At 33.2% G+C, this 20,725-nt stretch carries 11 protein-coding genes; 10 read left to right on the plus strand and 1 reads right to left on the minus strand.

Going from position 1 to position 20,725, the window contains the following annotated elements; translation table 11 throughout:
• The first annotated feature begins 50 nt into the window (after window positions 1–50).
• Window positions 51–1,073 carry a Holliday junction branch migration DNA helicase RuvB gene (gene ruvB, locus Q0772_RS06185; RefSeq protein WP_298341532.1) on the plus strand — a complete coding sequence of 341 codons (1,023 nt, stop codon included), beginning with the start codon at window positions 51–53 and terminating at the stop codon, window positions 1,071–1,073.
• Window positions 1,073–1,996, plus strand: a complete 924-nt coding sequence (gene queG, locus Q0772_RS06190; RefSeq protein WP_298342429.1) for a tRNA epoxyqueuosine(34) reductase QueG — start codon at window positions 1,073–1,075, stop codon at window positions 1,994–1,996. The genes ruvB and queG overlap by 1 nt, the downstream gene beginning before the upstream one ends.
• A gap of 21 nt (window positions 1,997–2,017) precedes the next feature.
• On the opposite strand, the gene Q0772_RS06195 is transcribed toward queG, so the two are convergent.
• Entirely contained in the window at window positions 2,018–3,046 is a 1,029-nt protein-coding gene (locus tag Q0772_RS06195) for a LacI family DNA-binding transcriptional regulator (RefSeq protein ID WP_298341535.1), read from the minus strand.
• Between the two features lie 166 nt (window positions 3,047–3,212).
• Here Q0772_RS06195 and Q0772_RS06200 point away from each other — a divergent pair, with 166 nt between their 5' ends.
• From Q0772_RS06200 to sprA, 8 genes are all read left to right on the plus strand, one after another.
• A complete protein-coding gene (locus Q0772_RS06200; RefSeq protein WP_298341539.1) occupies window positions 3,213–5,837 on the plus strand; it encodes a TonB-dependent receptor in 2,625 nt (874 codons plus the stop codon).
• 96 nt (window positions 5,838–5,933) lie between these two features.
• Window positions 5,934–6,296, plus strand: coding sequence for a glutaredoxin family protein (locus Q0772_RS06205; RefSeq protein WP_298341542.1), 363 nt, complete (start codon window positions 5,934–5,936; stop codon window positions 6,294–6,296).
• Between the two features lies 1 nt (window position 6,297).
• Window positions 6,298–7,647 (plus strand): MFS transporter, encoded by a 1,350-nt coding sequence (locus Q0772_RS06210; protein WP_298341545.1) that lies wholly within the window; start codon window positions 6,298–6,300, stop codon window positions 7,645–7,647.
• Between the two features lie 20 nt (window positions 7,648–7,667).
• Complete coding sequence (locus Q0772_RS06215) at window positions 7,668–8,609, plus strand: sugar kinase (RefSeq protein WP_298341548.1); 942 nt, start codon at window positions 7,668–7,670, stop codon at window positions 8,607–8,609.
• 6 nt (window positions 8,610–8,615) lie between these two features.
• Complete coding sequence (gene gtfA / locus Q0772_RS06220) at window positions 8,616–10,181, plus strand: sucrose phosphorylase (protein WP_298341552.1); 1,566 nt, start codon at window positions 8,616–8,618, stop codon at window positions 10,179–10,181.
• A gap of 147 nt (window positions 10,182–10,328) precedes the next feature.
• Window positions 10,329–12,623 carry an NADP-dependent malic enzyme gene (locus Q0772_RS06225; protein WP_298341555.1) on the plus strand — a complete coding sequence of 765 codons (2,295 nt, stop codon included), beginning with the start codon at window positions 10,329–10,331 and terminating at the stop codon, window positions 12,621–12,623.
• Window positions 12,624–12,678: 55 nt separating this feature from the next.
• Window positions 12,679–13,260, plus strand: a complete 582-nt coding sequence (gene ruvA / locus Q0772_RS06230; protein WP_298341558.1) for a Holliday junction branch migration protein RuvA — start codon at window positions 12,679–12,681, stop codon at window positions 13,258–13,260.
• Between the two features lie 6 nt (window positions 13,261–13,266).
• Window positions 13,267–20,655 carry a cell surface protein SprA gene (sprA, locus tag Q0772_RS06235; protein ID WP_298341561.1) on the plus strand — a complete coding sequence of 2,463 codons (7,389 nt, stop codon included), beginning with the start codon at window positions 13,267–13,269 and terminating at the stop codon, window positions 20,653–20,655.
• The last annotated feature ends 70 nt before the right edge of the window (window positions 20,656–20,725 follow it).

Here is a 20,725-nt window from a genome sequence, read left to right on the forward strand (position 1 = left end):
ATTTAAATTGAAACCAAATGTCACCCTGAGTGCAGTCGAAGGGGTTTAATATGAACGAAAACCTAGATCCAACAAACGAAAATTTTTCTCCAGAGGAAATAGATGTAGAAAGAAAGTTAAGACCACTGTCTTTTGATGATTTTACAGGGCAGGATCAAGTTCTGGAAAATCTTCAAATATTCGTACAAGCAGCAAATTTAAGAACTGAAGCTTTAGATCATACCTTATTTCATGGGCCTCCAGGATTAGGAAAAACAACATTGGCCCATATTTTAGCTAATGAATTAGACGTTGGTATTAAAGTTACTTCAGGTCCGGTTTTAGATAAACCTGGAGATTTGGCAGGTTTATTAACCAATTTGGATGAACGAGATGTATTATTTATAGATGAGATTCATCGATTGAGTCCTATAGTGGAAGAGTATCTCTATTCTGCTATGGAAGATTATAAAATAGATATCATGATTGAAACGGGGCCAAATGCTAGAACCGTTCAAATCAATTTAAATCCATTTACATTAGTTGGGGCTACAACGCGGTCAGGTTTATTAACGTCACCTATGCGTGCTCGTTTTGGGATTCAAAGTAGGCTTCAATATTATAAAACAGATTTATTAACAACTATTGTGCAAAGAAGTGCTATGATTTTGGACGTTCCAATATCTATGGAGGCAGCAGTTGAAATTGCTGGACGAAGTAGAGGTACACCACGTATTGCAAATGCATTATTACGTCGTGTTAGGGATTTTGCTCAAATAAAAGGTAATGGTTCTATCGATATTAAAATAGCCAAATTTGCTTTAGAAGCATTGAATGTAGATGCGCATGGTTTAGATGAAATGGATAACAAAATTTTATCTACTATTATCGATAAATTTAAAGGAGGTCCTGTAGGTATTACAACTATTGCTACAGCTGTTAGTGAAAGTCCTGAAACTATTGAGGAGGTTTACGAACCTTTTTTAATTCAACAAGGGTTTATTATGAGAACACCTCGTGGAAGAGAAGTCACTGAACAAGCTTATAAGCATTTGGGTAAAATACAAGGATCAACTCAAGGTGGTTTATTTTGATTGATAATAAATGTAAATACACAGAACTCATAAAAACCGAAGCAAAACGCCTCGGTTTTTTATCTTGTGGTATTAGTAAAGCTGAATTTTTAGAAGACGAAGCCCCGCGTTTAGAAAAATGGTTAAACCAAAATATGCATGGAGAAATGCGTTATATGGAAAACCATTTTGATAAGCGTTTAGATCCTACAAAATTGGTTGAAGGTTCTAAAAGTGTGGTTTCATTATTACTCAATTACTTTCCTTTAGAAGAACAAAATCAAGACAGTTTTAAAATTTCTAAATATGCTTTTGGAAACGACTATCACTTCGTTATAAAAGACAAACTCAAATCACTATTACATTTTATTCAAGATGAAATAGGTGAGGTTTACGGTCGTGCTTTTGTTGATTCTGCTCCTGTGCTAGATAAAGCTTGGGCAGCAAAATCAGGTTTAGGTTGGGTTGGAAAACACAGTAATTTACTTACCCAACAAGTGGGGTCATTTTATTTTATTGCAGAGTTAATAATCGATTTAGAGTTGGAATATGATACACCAGTAACCAATCATTGTGGTACTTGTACAGCTTGTATAGATGCATGTCCAACCCAAGCTATTACAGAGCCTTATGTGGTAGATGGCAGTAAGTGTATTTCCTATTTCACTATTGAACTAAAAGAAAATATTCCATCAGAATTTAAAGGACAATTTGACGACTGGATGTTTGGTTGCGATGTGTGTCAAGATGTTTGTCCATGGAATCGTTTTTCAAAATCACATAATGAACCATTGTTTAATCCGAACCCAGAATTATTGTCTATGAGTAAAAAAGATTGGGAGGAAATTACAGAAGATACATTCAAAAAAGTATTTAAGAATTCGGCAATAAAACGAACTAAATATTCAGGATTAAAAAGAAATATTAATTTCATAAAAAATTAATATTAATTGATTTATAAGTATCTATTTTTCTGTTGACTCTCTCTCAATTAATTCAGTTTCAAGAGTAATGGTTTTGGGTCTTTTAGGTTTTTTGTTTTTTATAGCTTTTATTTCTTTGTAGAGCTGTTTAAAAGCTGTTTTTCCCATTTTAAAACCAGGTTGGTCAATAGTGGTTAAGGTGGGAGATATAACGGAAGACATAAACCAATTGCTAAACCCAACGATGCTAATATCTTCAGGGATTTTTATACCTTGTTCATTAAACTCTGTCATAGCTCCAATAGCTACCAAATCAGTATTTATAAAGATACCATCAACGTCTTTATGCTCATTTAATAATTGTTTAGCATTTTTTTTGCCTTCTTCAAAACTCATGTCACCACATTCACATATATAAACTAAAGAAGGATCATAAGGTAAATTGTTGTCTAACAATGCTTTTTTGTAACCAAGAAATCTATCAATAGAATTTTGAGGTAAAAGTGCACCTCTAAAATGAGCAATACGTTTACAACCTATATCTATTAAATGCTGCGTTGCTTTATAAGCAGCTTTTCGGTCATCAATTATAACTTTAGAGCATTTTACTATTTTCGCAATCTTATCAAACATAACCAAAGGTTTTCCTTGATCTATAATTTGGTTTAAGTGACTAAAATCTGCTGTTCCATTTGCCAAAGAAATAAGAATACCGTCAACTCGTTGACTTAGTAACAAATCAATTTGTTTTTTTTCTAGTTCATAAGATTCATTGGATTGAAGAATGATAACCAAATACCCCTTTTTTTCAGCTTGTGAAATAATGCCTTTAATCACATTTGAAAAAAAATGATGTACAATTACGGGTATTATTAAGCCTATAGTCTTAGATTCTTTAGTTCTGAGATTAACAGCAAAAGTGTTGGGTTTATAGTTTAAAGTTTTAGCTAATTCTTTTACTAAGCCTTTAGTTTTTTTACTAACATCGGGGTAATCTTTTAAGGCTTTTGAAACTGTAGTGACAGATATATTTAATTGTTCTGCTATTTCTTTTAATGTTACAGGTTTCATATCTTTAATTTAAAGACTAAATATAATAATTAAATGAAGAATCGAAAACGTTTTCGGTTAAATCGAAAACGTTTTCGTTATTAAAAATTGAAATTGAGTCCGTCATAAATATAGATTTGGTAAAAATTAACTAAATAAATTATTGAATAATTAAAATTTAAGACAAATGAATTCAATTAGAAAAAATGGATTTTTATTGATAATGTTGCTAGTTTCAGTTAGTACTGCTGTAGCACAATCAATATCAGGAAATGTAAAAGACCAAGCGGGAATACCCTTACCAGGTGTAAACGTTATTCTTGATGGAACTACTAAAGGATCGGTTACTGATTTCGATGGTAACTATACTATTAGTAATTTAGAAAATGGAAGTTACACAATATCTGCAACTTTTGTTGGGTATGCAAAAACTTCACAAAGTGTAACAATTGATGGTGCAGATGTTGTTGTAGATTTCACAATGAAAGAAGATGCACAATCCTTAGATGAGATTATTGTAACAGGAGTTGTAAACCCAAAATCTAGAATAGAATCTAGTGTTTCCATCTCAACTATAGGTGCTAAATTTATTGAACAAGCTGCACCTAGGAGTGCTGGTGAGCTTTTTAGAAACGTACCAGGTATTCGTGCTGAGTCTTCAGGTGGTGAAGGTAATGCTAACTTTAATGTTCGTGGTGTGCCAGTATCATCTGGTGGATCAAGATATTTTCAAATTCAAGAAGATGGTTTGCCACTCAATCTATTTGGTGATACATCATTTGGAAATGCAGATAACTTTTTGAGAATCGATTCTAATGTTGGGAGAGTTGAAGCTATTAGAGGGGGGTCGGCATCTACGCAAACATCAAATGGACCTGCGGGTATCATAAATATGATTAGCAAAACAGGTGCTACTGAAGGAGGGTCTTTAGGAACAACTTTTGGTTTAGATTACCAAACTAGTAGATTAGATTTTGAATATGGTACACCATTAGGTAATGGGTTATCTTATCATATTGGTGGATTTATGAGAACTGGAGAAGGTCCAAGAGAAATAGGTTATCAAGGAAATAAAGGTGGACAATTTAAAGCAAATATTACTAAAAAATTCGATAAAGGTCATGTACGTGTGTATATGAAGTTTTTAAACGATAGATCAGTTATGTACTTGCCAATGCCAATGTTATTAGAAGGAGGGAATTCAAACCCAACATATTCTAACTTGCCAGGATTTGATATTACTAATGATGCATTGCAGTCTGTTCATTTACAGCAAAGTGCTGGAACATCTCCTTTTACTGGGGAAAGACATGTTAATGATGTTAGAAATGGGAATAACCCTATTTCTAAAGCTTTGGGTGCTGAGTTTTCTTTTAAATTACCAAATGACTGGAAAATATTAGGTAAAGCAAGGTATTCTAATAATAGTGGACAATGGGTTGCTCCATTCACTGCAGCTGTAGGAACTGTTTCTGAAATCGAAACTACAGCTAGAGATGCTTCAAATGCAACAGGTACATTAGTTTATGCTGATGGTGACAGAGAGGCATTTAGTCCATCAAATGGATTAGCACAAATCATTCATATGTTTGATGTTTCTATAGAAGATTTGAGTAACTTTTTTGGTGATGTGAAAGTAAGTAAAAAGGTTACTGATAATATTGGGGTTACAGCTGGTTTGTTCACAGCGACTCAAAACACAAAAATTGGATGGCAGTGGAGTTCATTTCTTTCAGAAGTTAAAGGTGGCGGACAAGCAAGATTAGCTGATTTTGATGGTTTTTCTAGAGGTGGTCAATATTCTTATGGAACGCCTGTTTGGGGTAACTGTTGCCAGCGTAAATATAATACTGTACATAACGTAAATTCTCCGTATGTAGGTATTGATGCTGATATTAACGAAAAGTTAAACTTTGATGGAAGTATTCGTTTTGAAAATGTTCGTGTAAATGGTAACATTGCTGGTGGTCCAACAAGTCAAGATAGTTTTGATTATAATGGAAATGGAACTATTGAAGGTATTGAGGAAAGTGTGCCCATTATTGTTGGTAATGCGGGTCAAATAATTGATGATAATTATAATTTTATTTCATTTTCTGCGGGTCTTAATTATAAATTAAGTGATGGGGCAGCTGTCTTTGGAAGATATAGTTCTGGAGCATCAGGAAGAGCTGCTGATAGAAATAACTACGGTACAAATGGTAGAGCAGATGTACAATATGATGAAGTATCGCAACTTGAAGTTGGTTTTAAGAAAAGACTTAAAAATGGTACACTTAATCTAACAGGTTTTATGAGTAATACTGACGAAGGCTTGAGTAACGAGTTAAATAGATCTGTAGGTAATCCATTCAAAGCTTTAGGTTTAGAAGCCGAAACGGCTTTAGCATTCGGAGAGAACTTTTCTTTTAATGGATCTTTTACATGGACAAAAGCTGAAATTGATGGTGGGGCAAACAAAGGAAATACACCAAGAAGACAAGCTGATTTAGTATACAACTTATCGCCATCGTATAATTTTGGAGACGATAGACAACATGCCTTAGCATTAAGTGTTTTAGGAACATCTAAATCGTACGCTCAAGATGATAATGATTTAGTAATGCCGGCTTATGCATACTTTAATTTAATAGGTAGAGCTGGTTTAACAAAAGGACTTGCTCTGGTTTTAAGTGTAAATAACCTTTTTGATACAGTTGGTATAACTGAAGTAGAAGGAAATGGAGATGGTGCTTTTGGTTCAGATCGTTTAGTAAGAGCCCGATCAATTAGTGGTCGTTCTACAACATTATCTTTACAATACAAGTTTTAACAAACTGTAAGGTTTTAGTTTGATTTTTAAGTTTGTAATAAAAGAGTTGGGGTTTTATTTTAAGTTCCAGCTCTTTTTAATCTAAAATTTATATACATGAAGGCGTTTGTTTTTTCAATATTATTAATGATTACCATCGGGAAAGAGGGTTATGGACAAATAAAAAAATCAGATTTAAACAGTAATGTAAGTTCTCAAAATAAATCAAACAAATTGATTGTTTATGGAAGCGATACTTGTCATTTCTGTGTTGATACCAAAGCATATTTAAAAGAAAAAAAAATAGATTTTATTTATTACGATGTAGATATAAATTTACTAAAGCAAAGAGAAATGCTCATAAAACTTCAAAAGGCAGGAATTCCAGTTGATAACTTATCATTACCAGTTGTAGATTTGGGTAACAAACTTGTTATGAATGAAGCTAATTTTGAAAATTTTCTTAAAAAACTAAATTAAAATGAAGATAAAAAAACCAAGTTTATCCTTTTGGCAAATCTTTAATATGAATGTGGGTTTCTTAGGCATTCAATTCAGTTTTGGTTTGCAGCAAACAGCAGTTAATCCTATATTTTCATTTTTAGGAGCTCATCATGAAGATTTACCTTTATTAAATTTGGCTGGTCCTGTTACAGGTTTAATTATTCAGCCTATTATAGGTGCTATTTCAGATAAAACATGGTCGCCACGTTGGGGTAGACGTAAACCATTCTTCTTAATTGGAGCAATAATAGGTAGTTTATGTTTGTTTGCGTTTCCATTTAGTCCTGCACTTTGGTTTGCTGTTGGTTTGTTGTGGATTCTTGATGTTGGTAATAACATGGCTATGGAGCCTTATCGCGCTTTTGTAGGTGATAAATTACCAAATAAGCAGTTAAGCTTTGGGTATCAAATGCAAAGTTTATTTGTTGGAGCAGGAATTGTTTTAGCAAATGCTTCTATATTTCTTTTTCAAGATTGGTTTGGTGCTGCAGAAGCAGTTGAGGTATCAAGTGGTATTCCTAAGTGGTTGTATTATTCATTTTTTATAGGTGCTTTGTTATCCGTTTCAACAATCTTGTGGTCGGTTTTAAAAACACCAGAAATTCCACCATCTGATGAAGAGTTTGAAGAGATAAAAAAGCATAATGCCTTACCTTTTTTAGATAGGTTAAAAACACCAATAATAGAGATAGTTGAAGCTATTAAAGATATGCCTAAGTTTATGTGGAAATTATCTGGAGTTTACTTGTTTCAATGGTATGCTTTATTTGTCTATTGGCAGTTTATAGCACCCATGTTTAAAGAAAGTATGGGTTTTAATAGTTCAGAGGCCTTAAGTCAAGCAGCAAAAATGAATACTACATATAATGTTTCAACTATAGTTTTTGCATTAGCGCTTGTACCATTGGCTTTAAAGTTTGGGGGAAAAAAAGTATATGTGTTTAGTTTGTTTTTAACAGGAATTGCAATGCTTAGTATTCCATACATACAAGACCCTTTTTTAGTTATTCTACCAATGATTTTGTTTGGTATAGGTTGGGCAGCAATGATGGGTATTCCTTATTCTATGGTTTCTAAAATTGTACCTCAAGAACGACGCGGAGTATATATGGGAATTTTAAATATGATGATTGTTATTCCTATGGGTATTCAAACCGTAACATTTGGGCCCATAGTAAAAAATCTATTAGGTAATAGTGCAGTTAATGCCATATTGTTTGGTGGCGTATTTTTTATCATAGCTGGTGTTTTGGCTTTGAGACTAAAACAACCAAAATCAAATGAAGATGATGCAAGTGTTTCTGTTTTAGGAGGCGGCGGGCATTAAATTTAACAAGAAAAATAGTTTTGAAAAATAATAATATAAGAGATATAGACATTCTTTGTGTTGGCGAAGTTCTTGTAGACTTCATTGGACACCAAACAGGTGTGCTTATTAATAATACAAGAGATTATCATAGATATTTAGGCGGTTCGCCTGCAAATGTAGCTATGAATTCTGCAAGATTAGGTTTAGAATCTGCTTTGGTGGCAACAGTTGGCGATGATGGTTTTGGAGAGTATATTTTTGAACGATTATCTGGAGTTGGCGTAAATACAAATCATATTAAAACAATTAGTGATAAGCCTACAAGTGTTATTTTTGTATCAAAAACAGATAGTACACCAGATTTTATTCCTTTTAGAAAAGCAGATTCTTATATTCTAGAAGATCAAATTTCAACAGATTTACTTTTAAAAACAAATATATATCACACAACCTGTTTTGCTTTAAGTAAAAACCCTGCACAAACTACTATTTTAAAAAAGGCAGAAGAAGCTTTTAGTTTAGGATGCAAATTAAGCATTGATGTAAATTATGCTAAAAAGTTATGGCATAGTAAAGAAGAAGCACTTCAGGTTATTAAATCATACTGTAAATTTAATCCTCTAGTAAAAATTAGTGAAGATGACATGCTTAGGTTATTTGAGCAAAAATTGCCACACGAAGATATTTTTGATTTTTTCCATTCTGAAGGTGTTGATACGGTATGTTTAACCTTAGGAAGTAAGGGTGTAAAATTGTCTCAAAAAGGAAAAGCTGTTGTGAAGTTACCTGCAATACAAATTGATGTAGTACAGGATGCAACAGGAGCAGGTGATGCGTTTTGGTCTGGTTTTTTGTTCGCCTATATTAAAGAAAAGCCAATTGAAAAATGTCTAGAAGTAGCCCTTCAATTAGCCGCATTAAAACTTCAAAATGTAGGAAGACTGCCTGATAACATAAATATTTTGTCTGAACTTTTATAAAATCAAATGATGTCAAAAGATTTTAATATTACTAATGGTGTTATGCTAAATGCTTATCCAGATAGTATTGGGGATAGATTAAGCGATACCATAATGATGCTTAAAAAGCCAGAGTTTAAAGATGTTTTTTCGTTGTTTTATATACTACCAACATTTTTTAATAGTGATCTAGATAGAGGGTTTTCTATAATAGATTATGATCTTAATCAGGATTTAGTCTCAGAAGAAGATTTAAAAGTGCTCGAAAACCTTAATATTCAATTAAAGTTTGACATAGTGTTAAATCATTTATCGGTAGCATCTCCACAATTTAAAGATTTACTAAAAAACGGTGCAAAATCAAAATATAAAGATTTTTTTATCAATTGGAATACCTTTTGGGAGGGTAATGGAGCTATGAGAGAAGATGGAATAATTATCCCTAAAGAAGAATTTCTAAGTAAATTGTTTATGAGGAAATCAGGGCTTCCAATTTTGAAAGTGCCTTTTCCTGATGGTACTGAACAACCATATTGGAATACTTTTTATCAGAAAGTTAACGATGATAAAACGTTTTTAGGGCAAATGGATGTAAATGCAAAATCCGAGTTAGTTTGGGATTTTTATGAGGAAACTTTACAAAAAGTAAAACGTTTTGGATGTAAAATTTTAAGATTAGATGCTTTTGCATATTTGCACAAAGAGATTGGACAATCAAACTTTTTCAACAAGCCTGGTACTTGGGAATATTTAGAGCGAATTAAACAGATTGCAGATACAAATGATTTAACGCTTTTGCCAGAAATTCATGCGGAATATGGTTTGCATTTACACGATGAGGTAGCTAAAGAAGGTTATCGCATTTACGATTTTTTCTTACCAGGATTAACGATTCATACACTTGAAACTGGAAATAATAAAGCCTTAATAACTTGGGCTAAAGAAATTATTAGTAAAGGTTACAAAACGGTAAATATGTTGGGGTGTCATGATGGGATTCCTGTACTAGACTTAAAAGGGAAATCTGTTAATGGTAAGTATAATAAAGGTTTGTTGGAAGATGATGAGATTGAAGCTGTTATGAGTGTGATAATGGAACGTGGTGGTCGTGTAAAAAATCTATACGATCCCGAAGGTAACAAGATTTCGTATTATCAAGTAAATGCTACATTTTTTAGTGCGTTAGGTGAAGATGAACAAAAATTATTGCTAGCTAGAGCTATTCAGTTATTTATGCCAGGGACACCGCAAGTATGGTATTTAGATATTTTTGCAGGAAAAAATGATTATCAAGCTGCTGATGCTGGTGGAAGTGGAGGGCATAAGGAAATTAATAGAACGAATTTAACACTACAAAATATTGAAGAGGGTCTTAAAAGAGAAGTTGTATTAAATCAGCTCAAATTATTGAGATTACGAAACACATCTAAAGCCTTTTCCGGAAATGTGAGAATCAACGAGACTTCTGATAAAGAAATTGATATTAAATGGATTAATAAAAATGAAGTAGCTCATCTTACTGCAAATCTAAAAACATACAATTTCACAATAAACTATACTGAAGCTGGGATAAGTAGGATTTTGTATTTTTAAATAGATATTGTTTTAAATAAGAAAAGAATATCAATTTTTTAAAAGATTAAGGCTATCCTCTATTAGGATTATTATATTTGTGGATTAATGTAAAAATTAAAAGTACTATTTTGATTTGCATAGAATTCATTTAATTAATTATTCCTTATGAGCGAAGAGAGCAAGCGAAGAGAGGCCCTTATATACCATGCAAAACCTACACCTGGTAAGATAAAAATTGTGCCAACCAAAAAATATGCAAGTCAAAGAGATTTGTCATTAGCATATTCTCCTGGAGTGGCAGCACCTTGTTTAGAGATAGAGAAAGACAAGGATTTGGTTTACCGCTACACTGCAAAGGGAAATTTAGTGGCAGTAATATCTAACGGAACAGCAGTTTTAGGGTTAGGAAATATTGGTCCTGAAGCTTCAAAACCTGTGATGGAAGGTAAAGGGTTGCTTTTTAAAATTTTTGCTGATATTGATGTGTTTGATATTGAAGTTGACACTGAAAATATTGATGAATTCATAGAAACTGTAAAAAATATTGCTCCTACATTTGGAGGGATAAACCTTGAAGATATAAAAGCTCCAGAAGCTTTTGAAATTGAAAGACGCTTAAAAGAGGAGTTAGATATCCCTGTAATGCATGACGACCAGCATGGTACAGCAATTATATCGGCTGCAGCACTTTTAAATGCCGTAGAACTAGCAAATAAGAAGTTAGAAGACGTTAAAATTGTAATAAGTGGTGCGGGAGCTGCAGCTATTTCATGTTCACGTTTATATCAAGCTTGCGGTGCTAAGCGGGAAAACATGGTGATGTTGGACAGTAAAGGTGTAATTAGGCAAGATAGAGATAGTCTTACATCTCAAAAAGCGGAATTTGCGACTCATCGAAAAATAGATACACTTGATGAAGCTATGAAAGATGCTGATGTATTTATTGGACTTTCTATGGCAGATATTGTAACTCCTGATATGCTATTAGTGATGGCAGAGAATCCAATAGTATTTGCTATGGCTAATCCAAATCCTGAAATAAAATATGATTTGGCAGTTGCTACAAGAAAGGACATTATTATGGCCACTGGTCGTAGTGATCACCCTAATCAAGTAAATAATGTGTTAGGTTTCCCTTTTATTTTTAGAGGAGCTCTTGATGTACGTGCTACAAAAATTAATGAAGCTATGAAAATGGCTGCAGTTCATGCATTGGCGAAATTAGCCAAAGAGCCAGTTCCAGAACAAGTTAATATTGCTTATGGAGAAACGCGTTTAACTTTTGGTAAAAATTATATCATTCCAAAACCATTCGATCCACGTTTAATTGCTGAAGTACCGCCAGCTGTTGCTAAAGCTGCGATAGAAAGTGGTGTGGCTAAGCAACCTATTAAAGATTGGGAAAAATATGAAAACACGCTTCTTGAGCGATTAGGTTCTGATAATAAACTAGTTAGACTTTTATTGAACCGTGCTAAACTTGATCCAAAACGTGTTGTTTTTGCTGAAGCGGATCAGTTAGATGTTTTAAAGGCTGCTCAAATAGTTTATGAAGAGGGAATTGCGATTCCTATTCTATTGGGTAGAAAAGAGACGATTGAATCGTTAATGAAAGAAATCGAGTTTGAAGGCGATATCATGATTATCGACCCAAAAACGGAAGAAGAAAATCCTCGAAAAAATAAATACGCTAAAGTATATTGGGAGCAACGAAAACGAAGGGGAGTAACCTACTATTCAGCGCAACGTTTAATGAGAGAACGAAATTATTTTGCAGCTATGATGGTTAACGAAGGCGATGCAGATGCTGTGATTTCTGGTTACTCTAGAAATTATCCTACAGTATTAAAACCAATGTTGGAACTTATTGGTTTAATGCCCGGAATAAGTCGAGCGGCCACAACAAATTTAATGATGACGAAAAGAGGCCCCTTATTTTTAAGTGATACTTCTATAAACATAGATCCGGATGCTAAAACTCTAGCCAAAATTACACAAATGACATCTAGAGTTATCAAAATGTTTGGGTTAACACCAGTATTAGCTATGGTATCGTATTCTAATTTTGGTTCATCAATTAGTGATAAGGCATCAAAAGTTAGGGAAGCAGTTTCTTTATTACATAGAAATTACCCTGATATGATAGTTGATGGTGAATTACAAACAGATTTTGCCTTGAATGATGAAATGCTTAAGGAGCGGTTTCCGTTTTCAAAACTAGTCGGAAAAAAAGTAAATGCATTGATTTTTCCAAACTTAGATTCTGCAAATATTACATATAAATTATTAAAAGAGTTACATGAAGCAGATTCGATAGGACCTATTATGTTAGGAATGAGAAAACCTGTTCATATACTGCAACTAGGTGCTAGTGTTGATGAAATTGTAAACATGACGGCTATCGCTGTAATTGATGCTCAACACAAAGAAAAATGGGAATTAGAACATGCTGATGATTAGCCCTTTTTAATGTGAATAATTTTATTACATTTGGTTGTTTAATGAATAGCTCTAAATGATAACTCATATTCAAGGGAAACTTGCTGAGAAAAATCCAACTCATGTAGTTATTGACTGCAATGGCGTAGGTTATATGTTAAATATATCGTTACATACTTATTCTCAAATTCCTGACGCAGAAAATCTAAAACTATACACACATCTACAGATTAAAGAAGACGCTCACACGTTATATGGTTTTTCATCTTTAGCAGAGCGTGAAATTTTTAGATTATTAATTTCTGTAAGTGGTATTGGTGCTAGTATTGCTCGTACCATGTTATCCTCTTTAACACCAAAACAAATTAGAGAGGGTATCGCAACTGGAGACGTGGCTTTAATTCAATCAATAAAAGGTATTGGTGCTAAAACAGCACAGCGTGTTATTTTAGACTTAAAAGATAAAATCTTAAAGATTTATGATATTGATGAAGTTTCTGTTTCTAAAGGCAATACCAATAAAGATGAAGCGTTATCTGCTTTAGAAGTGCTTGGTTTTGCAAAAAAGCAAGCTGAACGTGTTGTGGAAAAAATTATGACAAATCAACAAGACGCAGATGTTGAAACTATCATAAAACAAGCCCTGAAAAATTTATAATATATTTTGAACCAAATTAACTATAAACTAAAAAAACGAACTCAACAATCTCTCCTAACAGTATTTTTGATATGCTGTTCGTTAGTTGCTTGGTCTCAACAACCAGCTCAGGATTCAACCAAAACAGGTTTTAGTCTGGGTAAAATAAATATTCCTAATCCAAATAGTGTAGAGTCTAAATATACTTATGATCCTTTAACAGATAGATATATCTATACAGAAAAAATAGGATCTTTCAATATAAATTACCCTATCATTTTAACTCCTAAAGAGTACTATGCTTTGGTTGCAAAAGAAAATCTGAAGAATTATTATAAGGAAAAGATTGATGCTTTTGATGGGAAAAAAGATGGTTCAGAAGATGGACAAAAAAATTTACTCCCAGAATTCTATGTAAATTCAGGCTTTTTTGAAAGTATTTTTGGAAGTAACACCATTGAAGTTATTCCTCAAGGTTCAGTTGAGATGGATTTAGGAGTCTTGTTTTCAAGACAAGATAACCCGTCTTTTTCTCCGCGAAATAGAAGTAATTTTACTTTTGATTTTGATCAACGAATCAGTTTGAGTCTTTTAGGAAAAGTGGGTACGAGACTTCAGGTTACAGCAAATTATGACACACAATCTACGTTTGATTTTCAACAGCTCGTTAAGTTAGAATATACACCTACAGAAGATGATATTATTCAAAAAATTGAAGTTGGTAACGTAAATATGCCATTAAATAGCTCATTAATTACTGGAGCGCAAAGTTTATTTGGTGTGAAAGCACAACTGCAATTTGGAAGAACAACGGTTACAGGAGTCTTTTCAGAACAAAAATCACAAGCAAATACTGTTATAGCGCAAGGTGGTGGAACACTTGAAGAATTTGAATTTTTTATCAGAGAATATGATGAAAATAGGCACTTCTTTTTGGCACAATATTTTAGGGATGAATATGATAATGCATTAGCCAACTATCCATTCACTAATAATAAAGGGTTGCAAATAACCCGTTTAGAAGTTTGGGTAACTAATAGAAGTAACAGAACTGAAAATGTTAGAAATATTGTGGCACTCCAAGATTTAGGAGAATCATTTTATAGTACTACAGATCCTGAAAACGATAATTTGTTATTAGATCCAATTCCAGGAGGGTTTATTAATACACCAAATGCGCTTCCAGATAATGGGAATAATGATTTCGATCCTACAGCTATTGGAACAGGTTCTATTTTAACAGAACAGATTAGAGATATATCTACTGCAGACCAAGGTTTTGGTGCTTTAAATACTCAAGTTAACGAAGGCGGAGATTATGCAAAACTAGAAAATGCTAGGAAATTAATAAATGGACAAGAATATACTTTGAATTCTGAACTTGGTTACATTTCATTAAACCAAAGGCTAAATAATGATGAAGTGCTAGCAGTTGCTTTTCAATATACTATTGGAGGAAATGTATTTCAAGTAGGTGAATTTGCAAATGATGGTTTAGATGCCACCGATGTAGAAACCAATGATCAAGGTCAAACCACATCAGTTGTTAATACCGCTTTAGTTTTAAAAATGCTTAAGAGCAGTATTACTAATGTTAATCAACCCATCTGGGATTTGATGATGAAAAATGTCTATGATACTGGTGCTTTTAACTTGAGTCAAGAAGATTTTACCTTAAACATTTTTTATAACGAAGCATCACCGTTAAATTTTATAACACCTGTAGGAGGAAGTTTTGATTTGGATATAAACGGGAACCCAGTTACGTCAAATACGCCAAGTGACGATTTAATTGAAAACTCGCCTTTATTAAGAGTGTTTAATTTAGATAAATTGAATTTCAATAACGATCCGCAATCTAGAGGAGACGGTTTTTTTGATTACTACCCGGGAATTACCGTAATTCCTCAAAACGGGAAAATTGTATTTACTAGTGCTGAGCCTTTTGGAGAATATTTATTTAACGTGCTGGGTGGTGGTGACTATAACAATGATGCAGCATTTAATGAGAATCAAGAGAAGTATGTTTACGATATACTTTATAAGAGTACTAAAACGGAGGCGTTAAATGAGGTTGAAAAAAATAAATTCAAACTTAAGGGACGCTACACATCTTCTGGGGGTGGTGATGGTATTCCAATAGGAGCGTTTAATGTACCGAGAGGTTCCGTAAGAGTTACTGCGGGCGGACGTGTGTTAGTTGAAGGTATTGACTATACTGTAAATTATCAACTGGGGCGTGTTCAGATTTTAGATGAATCATTAAAAGCATCAAATACACCTATTCAAGTTTCAACAGAAAATAATGCGGTATTTGGTCAACAAACACGACGTTTTACGGGATTAAATATCGAGCACAAATTCAACGATAACTTTGTTTTAGGAGGAACGTTGTTGAATTTGAATGAACGCCCCATAACCCAAAAAGCAAATTTTGGATCAGAATCAATAAATAACACTATTTTCGGGTTAAATGGTAATTATTCAACTAAAGTGCCCTTTTTAACACGTTTAGCAAATAAGTTACCAAATATTGATACAGACGTTGAATCAAATTTATCACTACGTGGGGAATTTGCCTATTTAGCACCAGGCGCTCCTAAAGGGACAGATTTTAATGGAGAGGCTACATCATACATTGATGATTTTGAAGGTTCGCAAAATGGCATAGACTTAACATCGCAACAATCATGGTTTTTATCTAGTAGACCTTTAGATATTAATGGTGACGGTAATCCTGAAGAGTTTGAAGATCAAGCTGGAATACAAAATGGATATGGGCGTGCTTTGTTAAATTGGTATACTATTGATCCTATTTTTTATAGTGCGCAACGCCCTGGAGAAATATCAGATGATGATGTGTCTAGCTTATACACCAGTCGCGTCTTTATTAATGAATTGTTCCCAGAGCGCGATTTAGTTCAAGGTCAAAACTCAGTACTATTTACCCTGGATTTGGCATATTATCCAGAGGAGAGAGGTCCTTATAATTTTGAACCAGGTTCTGAGGATGATGTTTTAGATAATCCAGAAAGTAGTTGGGCAGGTATCACTAGGCAAATTACATCAACTGATTTTGAGCAACAAAATGTTGAATATATTGATTTTTGGTTACAAGATCCGTTTCAAGATAGTCCAACAAACCCCGGCGGAAAGTTAGTATTTAATCTTGGTAATATCTCTGAAGATATTATAAAGGATGGAAAAAAACTCTATGAAAATGGGTTGCCAGATGATGGGGATATCACTATACTGAGACAGCAGCCAACAACTTGGGGTACTGTTGTACCGCAAAATCAATCTTTAATTTATGCTTTTGATACTACAGGGAATGATCGAAATAATCAAGATGTTGGTTACGATGGATACATTGATGCTGTAGAGGCAACACCTTTACCAAACCCTGATAATGATCCTGAAATTAATACACTCAATTCAATTTACTCCAATTTTCAAAATTTAGATGATCCTGCCAAGGATAATTACGCCTATTTTTTGAATACTGAAGGGGATATTTTTGAACGCTATAAAAAATACAATGGAGTTGAAGGTAATACTCCTGATACATTTACTAATACAGATAGAGGTGCTAATACACAACCTGATGTAGAGGATATTAATCGTGATAATACCATGAATACGATTGATAGTTATTTTGAATATGAATTAGACCTTCAAAGACAGTATTTACCAGAATCACAGGCTGATTTTGAAAATTTACCTGATTCCAATCCTTTAAAACAGTTCTTAAGAGATTTTAAAGATCAACCACGTTCATTTCCTAACGGAGACTCCAGAAATGTAAGATGGTATCAGTTTAGAATTCCTGTTCAAGGAAGTCATGTAAAAGCTGTAGGTGGAATTAATGATTTACGTTCTGTAAGATTCACTAGAATTTATCTTAAGGATTTTCAAGAAACTACCGTATTTCGTTTTGGTACACTTGATTTAGTAAGAAGTGATTGGAGACGTTATAACTTAGCTCTAGATAAAGATGACCCAACTCCTGAGGATGATCAAACTGATTTTTCTATTGGTATTATTGGTACTATTGAAAATGATGGAAGTTATCAAAGACCTCCAGGAATAGAACCAGAGCAATTATTTAATAACAATAATGTAGTTAGACAGAATGAACAATCTTTAGTAGCTAAAGTTTGTGATTTGGAAGCTGAAGATTCTAGAGCAGCATTTAAAAATATAAATATTGATATGCGTCAGTATAAACGTATTAGAATGTTTATGCATGCTGAGGATGACGAATCTGGAACTAATGCTTTAGCTAGTGATGATTTGGTAGGCTTTATAAGAATGGGTAATGACCTCACTGAAAACTATTATCAGATTGAATTACCACTTCAAGTATCTACATCAACAACCAGAGAAGGGTTATGGCCAACAGAAAATGAAATTAATTTACCCATTGAAATTCTTGGTAAGGTAAAGGCAGAAGGTATTTCTAATATGACGTTAGCTAATGAAGATCCAACGTTTTATAATGTTGTGGGCAATGATATAGTTTTGGCACCAAATCAATTTACAGGTTATGTAGCGGGTCAGCACCGTGTAGGAATCAAAGGAAATCCAAACTTTGGAGATATAAGAACGCTTATGGTTGGTGTTAAAAACGCTTCGGGACAAGATGGTTTATGCGCAGAAGTTTGGTTTAATGAATTGCGATTATCAGATTTAGATAACGAAGGTGGTTGGGCTGCCGTAGTAAGTATGGATACCAATATTGCCGATTTTGCAAACATCAGCGCCACTGGTAGGCAAAGTACTTCTGGATTTGGTTCTTTAGAGCAAGGTCCAAGCCAACGTGCTTTGGAAGATGTTAAGCAATATGATATTGTTACCAATATTAATGTAGGGCAGTTATTACCAAAAAAATGGGGGATTCAAGTACCATTTAATTATGCGCAGAGTGAAGAGTTAATTACACCAAAATACGATCAGTTTTATAAAGATTTAACTTTAGATTCCAGATTAGATGCAGCTGAGAATAATACCGAAAGAGAGGAAATAAAGCAGCAATCGGAAGATTATACAAAACGACAAAGTATTAATTTTATCGGGGTTAGAAAAAACAGAACAACAGATAAAAAGCCACGTTTTTATGATGTTGAAAACTTAACTTTAAACTATTCCTATAATAAAGTACAACATAGGGATTTTGAAATTGAAAACGCAGTAAATAAAACTGTACGCATAGGTGCAAACTATGCGCATAATTTCAACCCAGTCACGATTGAGCCTTTCAAGAATAACGATTCACTTTTTAGAGGAAAATACTGGAAGATTTTAAAAGACTTTAATTTTAACTTACTACCAACTAGTTTCACAGTAAACACAGATATAAACAGACAGTTTAATAGACAAAAATTTAGAGAGGTTGATTTAACAGGCTCTAATATTGGTATAGAAGAATTATTTAGAAGAAATTACACCTTCGATTTTCAATACGCCATCAACTATAACATAACCAATGCATTGCAAGTAAATTTCCAAGCGGCTAATAATAATATTGTTCGTAATTATTTTAAAGACAATGATTTAATAAGAGGAGAGCAAGATGAGACGCTTGATGTATGGGATGGCTTAATGGATATAGGTGACCCAAACAGGCAAACACAAACGCTTGGAGTTACTTATCAATTACCAATTAATAAAATTCCAACCTTTAGTTTTGTTGATGCTACATATCAATACACAGGAACTTTTCAGTGGCAAAAAGGCTCAGATTTATTTGGGAATTTAGAAGTAAACGGTCAGACTTTTGATTTAGGAAATACGGTTCAAAATTCAAATGTTCATAATTTGAATACATCGCTCGATATGAAACGTTTCTATAAATATATTGGCTTAGTTAAAAAACCAATAAGGCGCGTTCGCTCAAGAACAGCAGCTGGGGGAGCACCTCCAGGAGGGAAGGAAGAGGATAGCAAAAAGAAAAAATCCAGACCCAAAAATCAATCGGTTAGAAAACTATTGAACGCAGGAATTGATATTTTAACAAGTATCAAAAGAATACAAGTAAACTATTCTGAAAACAATGGTATATTTTTACCAGGATACTTAAATACACCCGGGTTTATAGGAACGTTTAAGCCTACTGTTGGCTTTACTTTTGGAAGCCAAAGAGATATTAGAGATCTTGCAGCAAGACGAGGTTGGCTAACAACCTTTGATGAGTTTAATCAACAATATACTTCTACAAATACAAAGCAACTCGATATTTCTGCAAGCTTGCAACCTGTTAGAGATTTAAAAATTGATATTGTTGGTAATAGGGCTTATTATCAGAATTTTACTGAAAATTATAAGGTAGAAGACTTTAAGGATAGAGATGGAAATTTAGTTCCAGACGGGATATTAGATTATAATAGTTTAACACCAAATACTTTTGGGAATTTTAATATCTCAACAATTTTAATTAAAACAGCATTTGGTAAAAGTGATGAAGTGAGTTCTCCTGCTTTTGATGACTTTGATACAAATAGATTGAAAATAGCAGATCGATTAGCAGAAAAATTTTATGGAACAACAGGTTTTGCTAGAGATGCTGAAGGTTATCCTCTTGGTTTTGGTAAAAATAATCAAAAAGTATTGTTGCCTTCCTTTTTGGCAGCATACACAGGGCAAGATGCAAATAAGATATCCACAAACGCATTTAGAAATATTCCGATACCAAATTGGGATTTAAAGTATACTGGTTTCATGAAGTTTAAATGGTTTAAAAAGCGTTTCAAGCGTTTTTCAATCACTCATGGATATCGCTCTAATTATACCATAAATCAGTTTAATACGAATTTGGATTTGAACTTAGATCCTAATGATAATGAAGCTCCTGTTTCTAATACACCATATGCAAGTCAGCCTCAAGAAGCACTAGATCAATCTGGGAATTTCAAAAACGAAAGACTATTTAGCAATATCAATTTAACAGAGTTATTTAGTCCATTAGTTAGAATAGATATGGAAATGAAAAACTCTGTTAGAATCCTAGCTGAAGTTAAAAAAGATAGAATGTTATCACTAAGTTTCGATAATAATTTAGTTACCGAGGTTCAAGGTAATGAATACATTCTTGGATTAGGATATCGAATTAAAGATTTACGAATTCGTTCTAAATTAGCAGGGCCTAAAAAGCGTATTGTTAGTGATTTAAACATGAAAGCAGATATTTCAGTTAGAGATAATAAAACTATTATCAGGTATTTAGATTTGGAAAATAATCAAATCACTTCAGGTCAAACCATTTGGGGGGTTAAATATTCGGCAGATTATGCCTTCAGTAAAAATTTAACAGGTATTTTCTATTTTGATTATACGTTCTCTGACTATGCTATTTCAACAGCTTTCCCACAAACTACTATCAGGTCTGGGTTTACTATCAGGTATAATTTTGGAAATTAATAATTATACCACTTTAAATTACTTTAAGTATAATTCGATGATAATTTATTTTGAAGTTTGAAATGTAAAT

Source organism: uncultured Algibacter sp. (assembly GCF_947490405.1).
Taxonomy (GTDB): Bacteria; Bacteroidota; Bacteroidia; order Flavobacteriales; family Flavobacteriaceae; genus Algibacter_B.